General features: G+C 52.9%; 13 protein-coding genes. 5 read left to right on the forward strand and 8 right to left on the reverse strand.

Translation table 11 applies throughout. The features are described from left to right. Window positions 1-44 precede the first annotated feature (44 nt). From oppB to oppF, 4 genes are read left to right on the forward strand one after another with little or no spacing between them, the layout of a single operon-like run. Window positions 45-968 carry an oligopeptide ABC transporter permease OppB gene (gene oppB / locus ABD892_RS25730; RefSeq protein WP_345199204.1) on the forward strand — a complete coding sequence of 308 codons (924 nt, stop codon included), beginning with the start codon at window positions 45-47 and terminating at the stop codon, window positions 966-968. A 6-nt stretch (window positions 969-974) separates the two neighbouring features. Beyond that, window positions 975-1,913 carry an oligopeptide ABC transporter permease OppC gene (gene oppC, locus ABD892_RS25735; protein WP_425559365.1) on the forward strand — a complete coding sequence of 313 codons (939 nt, stop codon included), beginning with the start codon at window positions 975-977 and terminating at the stop codon, window positions 1,911-1,913. A gap of 11 nt (window positions 1,914-1,924) precedes the next feature. Then, window positions 1,925-2,899, forward strand: coding sequence for an oligopeptide ABC transporter ATP-binding protein OppD (gene oppD, locus ABD892_RS25740; RefSeq protein WP_345199207.1), 975 nt, complete (start codon window positions 1,925-1,927; stop codon window positions 2,897-2,899). Continuing rightward, window positions 2,896-3,900, forward strand: coding sequence for a murein tripeptide/oligopeptide ABC transporter ATP binding protein OppF (oppF, locus tag ABD892_RS25745; protein ID WP_345199208.1), 1,005 nt, complete (start codon window positions 2,896-2,898; stop codon window positions 3,898-3,900). The genes oppD and oppF overlap by 4 nt, the downstream gene beginning before the upstream one ends. A gap of 54 nt (window positions 3,901-3,954) precedes the next feature. On the opposite strand, the gene ABD892_RS25750 is transcribed toward oppF, so the two are convergent. The 4 genes from ABD892_RS25750 to ssb form a co-directional block, all read right to left on the reverse strand. Next, complete coding sequence (locus ABD892_RS25750) at window positions 3,955-7,179, reverse strand: PAS domain S-box protein (protein ID WP_345199209.1); 3,225 nt, start codon at window positions 7,177-7,179, stop codon at window positions 3,955-3,957. Window positions 7,180-7,317: 138 nt separating this feature from the next. Continuing rightward, complete coding sequence (locus ABD892_RS25755; protein ID WP_345199210.1) at window positions 7,318-8,940, reverse strand: long-chain-fatty-acid--CoA ligase; 1,623 nt, start codon at window positions 8,938-8,940, stop codon at window positions 7,318-7,320. 177 nt (window positions 8,941-9,117) lie between these two features. Beyond that, complete coding sequence (gene focA / locus ABD892_RS25760) at window positions 9,118-9,981, reverse strand: formate transporter FocA (RefSeq protein WP_345199211.1); 864 nt, start codon at window positions 9,979-9,981, stop codon at window positions 9,118-9,120. A 199-nt stretch (window positions 9,982-10,180) separates the two neighbouring features. Next, the gene (ssb, locus tag ABD892_RS25765; protein ID WP_345199213.1) at window positions 10,181-10,723 is read right to left on the reverse strand and encodes a single-stranded DNA-binding protein; all 543 of its coding nucleotides are present in this window, start codon (window positions 10,721-10,723) and stop codon (window positions 10,181-10,183) included. A gap of 465 nt (window positions 10,724-11,188) precedes the next feature. Here ssb and ABD892_RS25770 point away from each other — a divergent pair, with 465 nt between their 5' ends. After that, window positions 11,189-12,235, forward strand: coding sequence for a mannan-binding protein (locus tag ABD892_RS25770; RefSeq protein WP_345199214.1), 1,047 nt, complete (start codon window positions 11,189-11,191; stop codon window positions 12,233-12,235). A 64-nt stretch (window positions 12,236-12,299) separates the two neighbouring features. Here the strand turns inward: ABD892_RS25770 and ABD892_RS25775 are convergent, their stop codons facing one another. Genes ABD892_RS25775 through ABD892_RS25790 form a run of 4 tightly spaced genes read right to left on the reverse strand, consistent with a single transcriptional unit; the run spans window position 12,300 to window position 17,236 of the window. After that, on the reverse strand, window positions 12,300-13,676 hold the full coding sequence (locus tag ABD892_RS25775; RefSeq protein ID WP_345199215.1) for an ADP-ribosylglycohydrolase family protein: 1,377 nt from the start codon (window positions 13,674-13,676) through the stop codon (window positions 12,300-12,302). Beyond that, entirely contained in the window at window positions 13,673-14,620 is a 948-nt protein-coding gene (locus ABD892_RS25780) for an ABC transporter permease (RefSeq protein WP_345199216.1), read from the reverse strand. The genes ABD892_RS25775 and ABD892_RS25780 overlap by 4 nt, the downstream gene beginning before the upstream one ends. Continuing rightward, entirely contained in the window at window positions 14,604-15,689 is a 1,086-nt protein-coding gene (locus ABD892_RS25785) for an ABC transporter permease (protein ID WP_345199217.1), read from the reverse strand. Before ABD892_RS25785 ends, ABD892_RS25780 begins: the two co-directional genes overlap by 17 nt. After that, complete coding sequence (locus ABD892_RS25790) at window positions 15,686-17,236, reverse strand: ABC transporter ATP-binding protein (RefSeq protein WP_345199218.1); 1,551 nt, start codon at window positions 17,234-17,236, stop codon at window positions 15,686-15,688. Before ABD892_RS25790 ends, ABD892_RS25785 begins: the two co-directional genes overlap by 4 nt. Window positions 17,237-17,299 lie beyond the last annotated feature (63 nt).

Below are 17,299 nucleotides of genomic sequence, written 5' to 3' on the forward strand. Positions count from 1 at the left end.
TCTGTCATGGATACGGGGCATGTGCTGCCTGACAAGGTCACTGTATGCTGAAATTCATCATCAAGCGTCTGGCGATTGCCATACCGACGTTACTGGTACTGATCACCATTTCATTCTTCCTGATGCAAATGGCGCCCGGTAGCCCGTTCACCGGGGAGCGCGCCCTGCCGCCGGAGATCCTTAAAAATATCGAGGCCAAGTACCACCTCGACAAACCCCTCTACCAGCAATATTTCTACTACCTGCGGGATCTTGCCCACGGCGATCTCGGCCCTTCCTTTAAATACAAGGATTACACGGTCAACGAGCTGGTCGCACAGAGTTTCCCGGTATCCCTGAAAATCGGGGTTGCAGCCTTTATCGTGACGGTACTGGTCGGTGTTGGCGCCGGAACACTCGCGGCACTCAAACAAAACAGCTGGCTGGATTACCTGGTCATGTCGCTGGCAATGACGGGCGTTGTGCTGCCCTCATTCGTGATAGCGCCACTGCTGGTGCTGGTGTTTGCGGTCACACTCCACTGGTTACCTGCCGGCGGCTGGCATGATGGCAGCTGGCAATACATGGTGCTGCCGGTAACGGCCATGGCGATTCTCTATATTGCCGCCATCGCCCGGATTCAGCGCAGTAGCCTGATCGAAGTACTGAACAGTAACTTCATCCGGACCGCCAAAGCCAAGGGGCTGCCCTTTCATCACATCATCCTGCGACACGCCCTGCGTCCGTCGCTGCTGCCAGTGGTGTCGTATATGGGGCCGGCGTTTGTCGGGATTATCACAGGTTCCGTGGTTATTGAGACGGTGTTTGGTCTCCCCGGTGTCGGCCAGCACTTTGTCAACGGTGCACTCAACAGGGATTACTCCCTGGTACTCGGACTAACCATCATCATCGGCGCACTGACCATCCTGTTCACAGCGATTGTCGATATTCTCTACGCCGTGATTGATCCCAAGATACGCTATGAGTGATTGCTGATGTCGTTAATGAATAACAAGTCCGATCCCATACTCAATACCGGCGCCATGGAAGCATTGGCGGACAAACTCTCTCCTTCGATCGAAATCGAAGGCCGCAGTCTCTGGGCGGATGCCCGGGCTCGATTCCTGCGAAACCGGGCTGCCATTGCCAGTCTGGTGATTCTTGCCCTGATCGGCCTGCTGGTGATCTTCGGCCCCATGCTCAGTCCATACAGTTACGACGAAATTGACTGGGCCAATATGTCAGTTCCCCCTGCTCTGGATAACAGTCATTGGTTCGGTACTGACAGTCTGGGGCGTGACCTGTTCGTCCGCACCCTGATGGGCGGCAGAATCTCCTTCATGGTCGGTATCATGGGCGCGCTGGTTGCGGTGCTGATTGGTACGCTGTATGGCGCCATCGCCGGTTTCAGTGGCGGCAGGACGGACAGCATCATGATGCGAATCCTGGAAATTCTTCAGTCTTTCCCGTTCATGTTCCTGGTCATCCTGATGGTGACGTTCTTCGGTCGTTCCATCCTGCTGATTTTCATCGCCATCGGTGCGGTATCCTGGCTGGATATGGCACGGATCGTTCGCGGCCAGACCCTGAGTCTGAAAAACAAGGAATTTATTGAAGCCGCGAGAGTCTGTGGAACCCCCACCCATCGTATGATCCTGCAGCATATCGTGCCCAATGTTCTGGGTATTGTGGTGGTGTATGCATCTTTGCTGGTACCGGGCATGATTCTGTTTGAATCCTTCCTCAGTTTCCTGGGACTCGGCGTTCAGGAACCCATGACCAGCTGGGGAGCCTTGGTCAACGAAGGTGCCCAGGCCATGGAAGTTGCCGCCTGGCAGCTGGCGTTTCCTGTCGCCTTCCTGGTGATAACCCTGTTCTGTTTCAATTTCGTGGGTGACGGTCTGCGCGACGCCCTGGATCCCAAAGACCGTTGATGGAGTACCCGATGAGTTTGCTGGATGTCACAGATCTGCGAGTCCACTTTTCAACCCCGGACGGGGAAGTGACTGCGGTTAACAATCTGAACTTTTCTCTCAAAGCGGGTGAAACCCTGGGGATTGTCGGTGAGTCAGGTTCAGGCAAGAGCCAGACGGCTTTTGCCATCATGGGACTGCTGGCCAAAAACGGTCGGACAATGGGCTCCGCCAAATTTGAAGGCGAGGAAATCCTGAATCTGCCGGAGAAAGTACTCAACAAAATCCGGGGCGAGAAAATTGCCATGATTTTCCAGGATCCCATGACCTCCCTGAACCCTTACATGAAGGTCGGCAAGCAGCTGATGGAAGTCCTGATGCTGCACAAAGGCATGAGCAAAGACGCTGCGTTTGCTGAATCCGTCAGAATGCTGGACGCGGTCAAAATGCCTGAAGCCCGCAAACGGATGGCGATGTACCCCCATGAGTTTTCGGGGGGTATGCGACAGCGGGTCATGATTGCCATGGCATTGCTGTGCCAACCCAAACTCCTGATTGCCGATGAGCCGACAACCGCATTGGACGTCACGGTACAGGCACAGATCATGGCGCTGCTCAACGAGCTGAAGCAAGACTTCAATACGGCCATCATCATGATCACCCATGACCTGGGCGTGGTCGCAGGTATCTGTGACAAAGTACTGGTCATGTATGCCGGCCGTACCATGGAGTATGGCTCCACCCGGGATATTTTCTATACCCCCGAGCACCCGTACACGATTGGTCTATTGGAATCCATTCCCCGCATTGACAGCAGCGATACCACACTACCTACCATCCCCGGCAACCCTCCTAACCTGCTCAGACTACCCGAAGGGTGTCCATTCCAGGATCGCTGCCCTCATGTCATGACGGAATGCAGACAAACAACACCTGCACTGGTTACCCACGGCGAACGTCAAAAAGCCTGCTACTGGACCCATAATACGACGGAGGATGTCTTATGAGCGCAAGACAGCCGATTCTGCAGGTTAAAAATGTTCGGGTTCATTTTCCTGTACCGAAGTCCCGCGACTGGCCGTGGGAACCCATGCCTATGCTGAAAGCCGTTGATGGTGTCAGCTTTGATCTTTACGCCGGTGAAACACTGGGCATTGTGGGTGAATCCGGTTGTGGTAAATCCACCCTTGCGCGAGCACTGATTGGCCTGGTGAAAACCCAGTCTGGCGAAATTCTCTGGCAAAACCAGAACCTGGTTGGCTGCGACGACAAAACGTTCAGAGCGGTTAGAAAAGATATCCAGATGATCTTTCAGGACCCACTGGCATCACTGAACCCCAGGATGACCATTGGCGACATCATCGCGGAACCCCTGCGCAACTATTACCCGAACATGCCCCGGGACGAGATACGACAGCAGGTTCGTCAGATGATGGACCGTGTCGGACTGCTGCCCAATGTTATCAACCGTTATCCCCACGAATTTTCTGGTGGACAATGTCAACGGGTCGGCATCGCCCGGGCTCTGATTCTCAAACCGAAACTGGTCATCTGCGACGAACCAGTCAGCGCTTTGGATGTGTCGATACAGGCACAGGTAGTGAATCTGCTGAAAGAACTGCAGGAAGCCATGGGGCTGTCACTGGTATTCATCGCCCATGACCTGAGCGTGGTAAAACATATCAGCGATCGTGTACTGGTCATGTACCTTGGCAATGAAGCCGAGTTAGCTACCGAAGATGAACTTTACAGTAATCCAAGACATCCCTACACAAGGGCACTTCTCAGTGCAGTGCCACTGCCTGATCCGGACAAGGAGAAAGGCAAACAGATTGAGCTGCTGGAAGGCGATTTACCGTCACCCATCTCTCCGCCGTCCGGCTGCGTGTTCCGAACTCGCTGCCCCATTGCTTTGGCATCCTGCGCTGAAAGTAAACCCGATACCGTAATCCTCAACGATTCCCAACACAGAGTCGCTTGTTTACGGGCAGATTTCACTCCTTGTTAGGCCTTCATCACTACCTGGTTCCTGTCGCCCACAGGAACCAGGGCAGCACTGAGGCTATAAAACAATCGGAGCCTCAACATCTGCAGCAAAACGACGAGAAAGGTTTTCAAGTCGATCAAAACTGAACGTACGACATAAAAAACCTATCAGTCTGGCAAGCTGGCGGGTACCTTTATGAATCTGTAATTCACCGACCACTTGCATCATCTGATTAATATCACCCAGCTCTGCAGCCTTGGACAATACATCAAAAAGGCTTATATCCAGTTTGTTCTCATGCGATGAACAGAAAGCATTGATATTTTCAAAGCTTTTCATAATGCATGTTTCTACCAAACCGATAAATTGCTCCAGTGTAAACGGATTAACCAGATAACCATCAAAACCATCCCCTTGAATATGTCGAGAGAAAGCGTCATCGGTTTCTGAAGACATGGCAATGAGCCATACCGTCTCGTTCTCTGGCATAGCCCTGATCGTTTTCAGTACATCCAGATTGCAGACTGACACAGCGTCAGCCAGTAACACCATATCAGGCAACTGTTTACGTATTTCAGAGAGGGCGGCATTAACGTTTGCTGCCTGGTATACGATCTCGCCAGTATGATCCAGACAGGTAAAAATAATCTCTTGATGGGTCTTGGAAGGATCAACAACCAACACTCTCAATGAATTGGCAGTCTTTCCTACAGCCAGGTCACCACTTTGATCGAGAATGGCCTGAGTAATAACACCAGGCGTTGCCATGCTTAAAGCTGTCAGCGGCAAGCTGAAATGAAAGGTGCTTCCACATCCCGGCTGACTACTCACACTGAGTTCCCCTCCTAAAGCGTTGACCAGCCAGCGGCTGATCGCCAGACCCAATCCGGTTCCTCCCGGATGACTGCAGGCATTAATTTGCAGAAAAGGTGCGAAGATATGCTGCTGGTCATCCTGGGCAATACCAATGCCACTGTCACTGACAGAAAACGAAACCTGTCGTTCATTAAGTGCCAATGTCAGCATGACATAACCACTTTCCGTAAACTTGATCGCATTGCCCAACAAATTGATGAGAATCTGTCGTAACTTGGTAGGGTCCGTCACAATCGAATCAGGTAAACCTTCATCCACAACAACTCTGAGATCCAGTCCTTTCGCGTCAGCACGCTGTCCGACGATACGCTTGACACTTTCAACCAATTTATGAAGCGTTACCGGCACCATACGCACCTTGATACCATTGGCCTCCATTTTTGACAAATCCAGAATGTCGTTAATCATGGTCAGCAGGTGCTGACCACTACTTTCTATGGCCAGTAAACTCTCGCGCTGCTGCTGTGTCAGGGGTGTTTTTTTCAAAAGGATCTGGGTATATCCCAGCACGCCGTTCAAAGGGGTACGCAACTCATGACTCATGTTTGAGAGGAATACACTTTTGGCATGGTCCGCGACCTGCGCATCATCACGAGCCTGGCGTAACGCGGCTTCGGTTTTCTTTCGCTCGGTGCTATCCCTGACAGCAATGGAAACCAGTCGTTCGTCATCAATATCCAGCCGATTACAGGTGATGTCTGCCGGGAATACCTCTCCCTGTCGTGTTTGCAGGATCGTTTCAAATCCAGCAACAGGCTCATTGCTGACAATCCGATGAACCAGCTCCGCAATATTCTCGTCCTCTTCTGAGGTTCCCAATATCGCCAGAGAATGTCCCAGCAACGTCTTGCGATCATACCCAAACAACTCTTCAGCCCGGGCATTGGCCATCGTGATATCACCGGCATTCGTGGCAATCACCATCGCATCCGGCGCTGACTCCAGCAAACTGCGAAAGCGCCGGGAATCACTGACAATATCAGTAATGTCATGAGCCATGCCTTCCATACCGGAGATACGGTTGCCCGGCTCAATCACCGGCACACCGATGACCTCCATCGTGCGTAAGGTGCCATCCTTATGTGGCATATCCAGCTGCATGAAACGGTCCATCGCGCGGCCCAGCAGGACATCATTCATGACGCACTTACCTTCAGCATCCAGCGCATACGCCTGAAACAGTTCCGCCTGACGCGACAGAAACTCCGGCGGCGTATATCCCAGGATCTCTGATATGGATGAGCTGACATACGTCATACGTCCCGTGTCATCAAAGACAAAATAGATATACTTGCCCCGTAACCGCTCGGCAATACGGCTGATGTTGCTGGCCCTCAGTTGACGAAGGCTCTCTTCCCGGTCTTCCAGTCGTCTGGCCATCGTCGATAGGGTTCTGGCCAGGTGACCCGTTTCATCATCCGCATAACTGTCGGTATCCATCTGCCAGACACCATCACCCAAACGCCGAACGGCCTGGCGAAGACGCGTCAAAGGCCGGGTGATCGTGCCGGACACCTTGCAGATACAGCAACTGATGACAATCAATGACAGAATCATCAAGACGGCACTCACAATTGCATAACGTATATGCTCAGCAAGTGCAGCCGTTTCCCGTATCTTGACCACCAGCGCCCAGTCAGATGCCGGTACAGGACTGGAGAAATACCAGACTCGCCAGCTCTTATATCTGTCCGTCGTGTGCGCCTCCTGGCCATCGCGCAAAGGGCCGCTAATCAGTGTCTCAAGCGCTGACGCGCCGAGCCTTCGTGCTGAATCCAGAAATGTTCGATCAACGATCGTAGAACGAATATCGGAATGAATGAAATTTGCCTGCCGGTCAACAAGGACAAATTTCAGCTTTCTGGGATTATCCTCTTTTAATAAATTGATCAGATCAGACACCCTCACCAGCAGGCCTATTCCTTCTCCCTGTTCCAGCGGTTGATGGTGGAATATGACCTTTTGGGTAGAAAACAAGATGTCTATCGGCTGACTCCAGCTGCTATAAGGGTGCGTATCCGGAAACTGCCATGTATCGCTTATCCGGTTGGTCACGAGCTGATTATCGACCAGCTGGTAAAGCAACGGTTCATCATGACTATCCGGATCATCCATCACGATCCCGTATATCAATGGGTTTTCTGCCAGTATCTCCTTAACAATCGGCAACACCCCATATTTGGCGCCGGGTAAGGTGGCATACCGTAAATAGCGATTCAGGGATACGCCCTGCAACTGAATCTGACGCAACTGTGTATCAATCAATTCTGCGTAGCGTCGGGTTTCATCGATCAGGATCTCTTCCACATCCTGGCGGGAAAGAATGAAGGTGTGGTAGATGTGAAGGCCGCTAATCAATCCATAGAGCAGGGTAATCGGGACAATGGTAAACAGAATGATCTTATTCCGGATCGACGACCACATAGATTAAGGAATCCATACGCCTTGTCAGTGCTGACTGATGAAATTCAGTCAGCCTAGTCGATGCCGGTCACTCGCGCCAAACAGGAGACTGCACAGGCCGTTGCCGGGTGACCAGCCTCGCCCTGTACAGTTATCCGTTTATCGGGTTGTGACGAACTGCTCTCTCAATGCCAGCTTTTTCACTTTACCCGTGGCGGTATGGGGTAATTCATGAACGAAGATGACATCATCCGGTATCCACCATTGCGCCACCTTGCCTTCATACCACGACAGCAGACTTGTCTTGTCGAGAGTTTCACCTGCTTGTTTCACCACGACCAACAAGGGGCGTTCATTCCACTTTTCATGGGGCACGGCGATAACCGCGGCTTCAGCCACCGCGGGGTGACTCATGGCCAGGTTTTCCAGTTCGATGGAGCTGATCCATTCACCACCTGATTTGATGACATCCTTACTCCGGTCGGTAATGTGCAAATAACCTTCATCATCTATGGCAGCCACATCTCCGGTGGCAAACCAGCCCTCTTTATCGTGGGTATTGCTGACTTCGCTTTCCCGCTGATAATAAGCACTGCAAACACCCGGACCGCGGACATAGAGATCCCCGACGGCAACGCCATCATGCGGCAAACGCTCACCGGTATCGTTGACGATTTTCATCGCTACCCCAAAGATGGCACGCCCCTGTGACAGACGTAATGCGTCTTTGGTGTCCTGCGCAATATCGGACAGACTGGCTTTGAGATTATTCAGGGTACCAATGGGACTCATCTCCGTCATTCCCCAGGCATGATGGGTATCCACACCGTATTCACGCAATCTATCCATAATGCTTTGCGGGCAGGCTGCGCCACCGACGATGACCCGGCTCAGGCTTTCCAGACCCTTGCCACTCTCTTTGAGGAAATTCAGTAACGCCAGCCAGACAGTCGGAACCCCAAGGGCAAGGGAAACCTGTTCCTGTGAAATTAACTGATGCAATGACGCACCGTCGCCCATCTTAGGCCCGGGCAATACCAGCCTTGCGCCTGCCAGAGGCGCCGTATACGGCAAGCCCCAGGCATTGACATGAAACATCGGCACTACGGGCATCACCACATCACGATCAGACAATCCCACCACCGAGGGCATCACCGCGGTGATGGCGTGAATCACGGTAGAACGATGACTGTAGAGCACACCTTTGGGGTGACCTGTCGTGCCCGATGTATAGCAGAGTGAACTGGCCGTCTGTTCATCCAGTACCGGCCATTCGTACTCATCGGTCTCATCACTGATCAGGGCTTCATAACTGATGGCATTTTTCAGTGAAGTGTCTGGCATCTGCGCCTGATCGGTCAGAATGACAAAACCTTCCACACTGGGAAGCTCTGTCTGTAACCCTTCCAGCAGTGGAATAAACAGCGGATCGGTAAAGACCCAACGGTCTTCTGCATGATTGATGATATAAGCCAGTTGATCCGTAAAGAGCCGGGGATTAATGGTATGTAAAACGGCCCCAGAACAGGAGACACCGTAATAGAGCTCAAAATGGCGGAAGTCGTTCCACGCCAGTGTGGCTATCCGGTCCCCTTGTTGCATGCCCAGACGATCAAGGGCATTGGCCAACTTGCGGGCCCTGCGAAACGCATCACGATAGGTATAGCGGTGCTCAGGATGGTCATGGGTAACCGACACCACTTCCGACTCCGGAAACGCCTGTTCGGCATACTTCATGATCATGCTGATCAATAATGGCTGGTCCATCATCAGGCCATGCATACCCGTACTCCTGTTTTATTTTTCTTTTTCGTGAAAAACCAGTGTAACGGGCAGCCGCGCCAGTAGACAAATCACATCCAGTGATGAAAAGAGAACCTGTGTATAAGCCGGAAAGATGAATAAGCAAACCGGCCACTATGGCCGGTTTTCAAACAGCATCAACGCAACGTATCAGGCTCAGTGTTTTCTGAGGAATACAAACCAGTTGCTCAAACCGACCAGGATACCGCCGCCAATAATGTTGCCGATGGTGGCAGGAATGATGTTGTTGAAGATCATATTGTGCAGTGTGATATGCGGGAAATCCGCTGGTGTCATGCCAATACCCTGCCAGAAAGCGGCATCGCCCAGGTTGTGCACCATCCAACCCATCGGCAGCAGATACATGTTGGCGATGGAGTGCTCGAAACCTGCGGCAATAAACGCGGCAACGGGCAAGATCATGGCCAGCATCTTGCCACTGGCGCTACGGGCGCTGTAGCTCATCCAGACACTCAGGCAGACCATGATGTTACACATAATGCCCAGCACCAGTGCCTGACCAAAACTGTGTCCCATCTTGGCATCGGCAATGTACATGGCAGACGCACCGACCTGGCCATGGGCGCCCAGCCACTGGCCGGTATAAATAATCATCGACACCATAACGATGGAGCCGACGAAGTTACCCAGGTAAACCACGCACCAGTTGCGGACCATGGCAGAAAACGGCACGCGGCCAGATGCACAGGGAATGGAGATCATGGTGCTGCTGGTAAACAGCTCAGCGCCACACATGACCACCAGCATCAAACCCATGCTGAATGAGATGCCGCCAATCAGCTTTGAGATACCGTAAGGCAATGCATTCGGGCCATGGGAACCGGTGGAGACGATGGTGTAAAACATACCGGCCAGGGAGATAAAGACACCGGCCATGATCGCCAAAACGAAGGTCTTGTATAACGCTTTCTCAGCCTTACCAATCGCGACGTTTTGCGCCAGCTCGGCCATAGCGAGAGGCGAACGCGCCTCAAAGTAAGAGGGTTCGATGCTGTTCATAAAAATATGGGGAATTCAGAAGACAAAAGAGAGTTTAAAGTTTAAAAAAACCTTGAACGCAGACTGTTGACTTATATCAATCCCCAGCCAATCGACTGTCAGCAATAACCCGTAACGGGAAACCGAATAAACCTGCTTGATACCAAACAAAAAAGGGCCGAAGCCCTTTTCTTATGTGGTTATTTAAAACCCAGATTTTTTAGAACGGAATATCATCATCAAAATCATCAAAGCCGCCGGCCGGTGCTGACTGTGGCTGCGCCTGGGGAGCCTGTTGCGGCGCCTGCTGCTGAGGCTGGCCACTAAACCCGCCCTGCTGCTGTTGAGGCTGCTGGTAAGACTGCTGCTGACGAGGCGCACTCTGCTGCTGGTAGTCACCACCGCCCATGCCGTCCTGACGGCCGTCCAGCATCTGTAGCTGACCATTGATATCCACCACGATCTCAGTCGTGTAACGGTCCTGTCCCTGCTGATCCTGCCACTTGCGGGTCTGCAGCTTGCCTTCGATATACACTTTGGAGCCTTTGCGCAGGAACTGTCCTGCAATCTCCGCCAGCTTGCCAAATACCACGATCCGGTGCCACTCGGTCCGCTCGACCGGCTGGCCGGTCTGGCGATCCTTCCAGGATTCACTGGTCGCCAGACTCAGGTTGCAGACCGCACTGCCATTGGGCGTGTAGCGGACTTCCGGATCGCCACCGAGATTGCCTATCAGGATAACCTTGTTAACACCACGAGCCATGTAACTCTCCCACCATTCAAGAATCAATAACCAGTTCTCTGGGCCAGACCATTCACTTCAGTCTACCCCGGATCGTCAAAACGCCGACACCTCGTACCTGACCTGCCACAGCCCGTGAACCCATGCCATCGTCCGCCCAGAGTCATAGGGTAACTGTTTATTATCCCAAACTCAGCGCATTTTCCAATTGGGAAATCATAGTATTACCCGTTTAGCCCTACTTATCTGACCCATTCTCCCGATACGGGTTCACCGCCCCGTCCTATGAAAAAATAAATATTTTTAAAAACAATGAGTTACCAGAAAAACAACGGACAAACCCTATAACCTTTTGATTTTATTGAACATTTTACATTTCCCGACATCCCTCAAGCGCTCCCGCACGTTAAATACGCCTAAACTCAACATATTAGGGGCAGTTTCTCATGGCATAGGCCATAAACACCATCAGAAGCCAGTACCAGCGTGAATAAAGGACAGCATTCAATCCAGGGGATCAGTCTTGTCGAAGCCATGATCGTGCTCTTCGTGATGGGCGTGGTCTCGGCGTTTGCTGTCACTACCTACCAGAAATACACGACCCGAGCGAAAGTCATGGAGGCCAGCCAGCTGGCCTATGAGGTCAGACAGGCCGTAGAAGCCCATGTTTCCACCCGTCGGACGTTGCCCTCCAATCTGAACCGCGTCTACAGCAGTAAAAATATGAAGGTCGTGGAGCGCCTGGAAGCCATCCGAACAGGACCGACAGAATTCAGAATCAACGTTTATATCAGAAAGGACGTTTTTCCGGATAAATCCGAGCAGCAGGTCTTTACTTTGCACGGTAATCTTATTGATGGCGCCATTCGCTGGAATGATTGCGGCGCTAATAATTGTATTACGGATGTGTCCAACCTGCCTGTAACCCAGTCAAACCTGCCCCCCATAGCGACGGCGGGAGATATCGTCATTGCCACTGCACCACCAGCGCCGGCTCCGGTGCCGGTGCCGGTGCCGGTGCCAGTTCCAACACCGACCCCAGCGCCAGCACCCGTGCCTGCGCCAGTTCCAGCACCCACTCCAGCACCTCCACCGGTTCCAGCTCCCAAACCGACACCATCGCAAAAACCCGTGCAGGCTCCTGTTCCTACACCGTATCCAGCCCCAACACCGGTGCCAACACCAACGCCATCGTCTGGGGGCGGCGGTTCAGAAACCTTTGTCACCAAAAACAAGGATCCGATCTGGAGCGATACACACGCCCTGTCCGAGTGCCCCGGCCGCTGTGGCGCAGAGCATGGCAAGTGGAATGGGCAGTGGTGGACTATCGTCTATGGCAAACATTCTGTGTGTCAGTGCACGCCTCTGGATGTCTTTGTCACAGAAAATACCGCGCCGATCTGGAGTGATTCGGATGCAGAGGCTAAATGCCCTTCACGCTGTAATGCAGAGGATGGGAACTGGACAGGGCACTGGTGGACCACCGTGTATGGCGCACACTCTGTTTGCCAATGCGAAGAGCAGTACCCCTGACCATCAGATGATAAAAAAAGCCATGCCCCTCAGACACATGGCTCTCTTAGCGGATAATTAAACATCAAGAAATCAGTGCAACCGTCTGACGCGCCAACTCAGAAATCCGGACTTTCTCATAACCCGGCACGTAGGTTTCCAGCTGGTCGGCCAACGGTTCTGCCCACTCTGGTGTCACACAGGCTGGGTTCATCACACCCAGCACGGTTCCCACTTCACCGGCATTGCAATCCACATCTTCACCGCAATCCCCCAGGATCCGCATGGCGCGGGTAAAGTTGTTGTCGCAGAACCACAGCGAAAGCACAACCGCTACCATATTCGGGAACGTATGAATCCAGTTGTAAGTTCGCAGTTCATTCTGCTTCATGGACTGCCAGACTTCCCGATGATCGCCATATTGCTCAGACAATTCGACGGTCCGGTCAAACAGATGCGCAAATAACGTGTTATCGGGAATATAACCGCGGGAAGCCCGCACAACGGCACGGGCATCATCCATGATAAACGCCAGTGAGGTCAGAACCGCTGCATGGATTCCGCCATATACACCGTTTTTCTCATGGGAGATCACACTGTCGCGATACGCCAGCTCAGCAGCCCGCCAGGGTTTGCCGGGCGCAAGCATGCCGTGAACCATGGTGCGCATCTGGGCACCAATCCATTCCGAGTAAAAATTCAAACAGGTTCCTGACTGCGGCGGCATAATGCCACGGCGCAGGTTCTCCAGCGCAAAGTGCTCAGCAGACCAGCCATAGGGAATATAACGCAGCCACTCTTCCGCGATATCCTGGCTGGAAAAATTCGCATTCTTCCGTGCCGCTTCAAGGACACACAGTTCATAGGTCACATCATCATTCATGGTTTCCGGTTCCCGGACATAGCCGTTCAACCGATCCCCATAAAACGCATTCAGCTGTTCGCCCGAAAAACCTTCCAGCGCTGTGCCATAAGCACCACCGGCAATCTGACCCAGCCAGCCGCCATAAACTTTCTCACTCAGGCAATGGCCAGCCGTATCACCATCCAGCTTATCCACTGCCGGGCAAGCCGCGCGGATCGCCTCAAACGTTTCCGGTGCCTGATATTGCCAGTACACACTGCTTTCATCTTTAGGGGCATTAGCAAGGGCCTGCTGGATTCTCGCCCCCAGCACTTCCATGGTTCCGTGATCATTCTGTTCACGGGCATCACGGCCGACGGAGAGCCATTGTTCCGCTTCACTGACATCGTAGCCCCTGTTGTGCCAGGCCTGAATCATTTCCATGAAGGGGATTTCCGGCGCATTGGAACCGGGTACTTCACTTTTCCAGAACTTGGCCATCATGTTGCGGCGAGCCTTCAGAATGCCGTCCACAAACGACCAGTCGGAAGGTTTTTCCTCAAACGGCTTGGGTACCGCATTCAGACGAATATCCCGGTCTTGTTCCCAGGCTTTCATACTGCAACTGCCTCTTTATCCATACCGGCCTGCTGGCTGGTATTTACTTGTTTTCCGTTTCGTTTCTGTTTTTCCCGGGAATACCAGTACAGCGCCAGCAAGGTCACGATATACGGCACCATCTGGGTAAATTCAGAAGGAATGATGGAATCCTGCAACGCGAATCCAAGACCATCCGTAAAACCGAACAGCAGGGACATGACCAGGATACCGATGGGACGTCCACGGGTCAGGATGATCACGGCCAGGGATATCCAGCCCCGTCCGTTCGACATATCTTCAGCAAAAAGGCGAACATAGCCCAGTGACAGGAACACACCTGCCAGACCACAGAGAGCTCCGGACAACAGCAGCGACTGGATCTTGAGCCGGTCGGAACTGATACCCACGGCATCCACAGCCCGGCTTTCTTCACCTGCCGCCCGCAGTCTTAGACCGAAGCGGGTATGGAACAGGTGGAAATGCACCAGGAAAACAACGACAAATGTCATATATAACAGAAAGGGGTGACCGCTCACGATATCGCCAATAACCGGGATATCCTGCACCAGCGGGATATTCCAGACGGGCAAACCCTCGATGCGCGGAGACACAAACGCACCTTTTACATGAAACAGCTGTCGTAGAAGATAGGTTGTGCCGCCTGCTGCCAACAAGTTCATGGCGATACCAGTGACAAATTCATCCGTTTTCATTTTCACGGCAAAAAAGGCTGTCACGGACGCCGCCAGCAAACCGCCTGCCATACCGAACAACAAACCGCCCATCCAGGACCCGGTCACGTAACTGCCCGCTACGGCACAAAAAGCACCTATCAACATCATCCCTTCCATGGCGATATTGAAAACATTGGCGTGATGGGTATACAAACCACCCAGTGCCGCCAGCAGAATCGGCACCGCAGCAGGCAGGGTTGCGCGGAACAACTCAAGAAACAGATCCATGAACCCTCTCCTCAGCCGGCTGCCGGGTGGTGGCCAGCGCATCACTGGCGACACGACGGGCGATCAACTGGTTCACCAATCGCCGTGAAACCTCCCGCGACGCAACAACAAACAACACGATAATGGCCTGGAAGACCATGATGAATTCAGACGGCACCCGGGTTTCCAGCTCCATGCCCAGTGCGCCATTTTGAAGGACAGCAAACAACAGCGCGTACAAAGATGTCGCCAGTACCTGACAGTTGGCGATAATCGCCAGCATGACGCCATCCCAGCCATAAGTACCACCAATACCGATCAGGAACTGATGCTGAATGCCACCCATAATCAGCAACCCGCCTGCCAGACCGGCCAAAGCACCAGAAATCATCATGGCACGGGTGAAATTCTCCCGATTATGGCAACCACCGATCCGGGTAAAGACCGGGTTCAATCCCATCATCCGCATTTCATAGCCGGCACGTGACCGGTTCCAGAGGATATAAATGCCTCCCAAAGCGACCAGTGCGACAAGAATCGAACTGCTGATACTACCCAACGCCGGTAGATGGCCACCATCGGCAATCGGCGGCGACATCGGGGTATTGGCATTGGCCATCTTGACGGGGCCGCGCACCATCCACAGGGTAAAGTACTCCGCCAGGAAGTTGAGCATCAGGGTTGAGATGAACTCATTCATGTTAAATCGATTGCGCAGCCAGGCTGCGATACCACACCACAGTCCACCAGCGATAGCAGCTGTGGCTAACAACAACGGCAGCATCAATGGCGCCGGCAGATCCACGACCAATCCAACCGTGGTCACCGCCATGGCGCCCATCAGCACCTGCCCCAACTGCCCCAGGTTGACAGCGTTGCTGCCAAAGGCAGCAGTGGCCGACAATCCCGTCAGTATCAGCGGCGCCGCACGTTGCAGGGTGCCACCCAACGACATTTCCGACATCAGGCTGTATTCAATCAGCGCCATGAAGCCACGCGGTGCGTCATAGCCCTGTGCAGCCAGAATGGCCATACCTGCCAAAAAGGCACAGAGCACACCAGCCAGGGCGATTAACAGGTCTTTTTTCATGCGGCTTTCTCCCTGGAGCCCAACATGTACTCCCCAACCTGCTCCCGCGTGACGTCAGCCGGGTTGAGATCCGCCACAATACTTCCCTCATAAATAACCAGTATCCGGTCACTCAGGCTGAACAACTCATCCAGATCGGCAGAAATCAGGAAACAACCTGCACCCGCATCCCGCTTTTCCACTATGCGCTGCTGAATGTATTCAATGGAACCCACATCCAGTCCGCGTGTTGGCTGATCAAGAATGATGAAGCGGTTATCTAATTCAAATTCCCGCCCGACGATGATCTTCTGCTGGTTACCGCCTGAAAGATCACCAATCGCCGTCTCCGGCCCTGCAGCCACGACACCGAAGTGTTGCATCAGTTGTTGGGTAAATTCACGACACCGGCTCCGTGACAGTAATCCCTTCTTGCCATTCCCAAGTGAAGGATTGCTGTAGTGATGGGTCATTACCGCATTATCAATAAGGCTGGATTTCAGTGAGCTGCCGGATATTTTGCGATCCTGCGGCACGTACGACATCAGTCGACGGCGAGAGCGAATATCACAATCAGTAATATCCTGACCTGACAGGTAAATACGGCCAGCAGCGACAACCGCCTGCCCTGTCATTACCTGAACCAGCTCAAACTGACCATTACCTTCTACACCGGCCAACCCGACTATTTCACCGGCACGCACCTGCAGGCTGATCTCATGGAGGCGTAATTTTTCCTGCGAATCCCGCGCTTCCACCAGTTCCATTTCAAAGACGGTATTACCGGGTGCTGCCGGTGCCTTGTCGATCGCAAAGACCACGTCACGCCCAACCATGGCACGGGCCAGATCAGCCTTGGTCAGTCCCGGTGTATTCCGGAAGGTCCGAATATGCTGCCCCTTACGCATGACCGTGATCGTATCGGAAAGCGCCAGCACCTCGTCGAGCTTATGACTGATAAACACGACGGTTTTACCATAATCCCGCAGGGCCTTGAGTCGCTCGAACAGCTGACGGATTTCCTGTGGCGTGAGGACGGCGGTGGGCTCATCCATGATCAAGACGTCTACGTCCCGATAAAGCAGTTTCAGAATTTCTACTTTCTGCTGGGCAGCAACGGACAGATCTTCCACCTTATCGGTCACACGCAGATTCAGTGCATACTGGTCAGCGATGGCCTGAACAGCCTCAATATCCTTCTGCCGATTCAGAATACCGGCAGACCAGCGGCCAGAACGCTTGACCGATTCCATTCCCAACACCACGTTTTCATAAATGCTGTAGGACGGCACCAGCATGAATTCCTGATGCACCATCCCAATACCCGCAGCAACTGCTTCCATGGGGTTGCGAAAAGCGACCTGCTGACCGCGGTACCACATTTCTCCTCCGTTGATGCTGTTTATGCCGTATAACACTTTCATCAGCGTGGATTTGCCCGCACCGTTCTCGCCTATCACAGAATGGATTTCACCGGCATTGATCGTGACGGAGACGTCATTCAACGCCAGTGTCGCTGGCGGATACACCTTAACCAGGTGTTTCAGTTCAATAAGGGGATCAGACATCAGGGGCTCCTGACAGACCGGGTATAACAGCGGCCTCCGCAGAGGGAGGCCATAGGTGAAAAC

Source organism: Kistimonas scapharcae (genome assembly GCF_039540975.1).
Lineage (GTDB): Bacteria > Pseudomonadota > Gammaproteobacteria > Pseudomonadales > Endozoicomonadaceae > Kistimonas > Kistimonas scapharcae.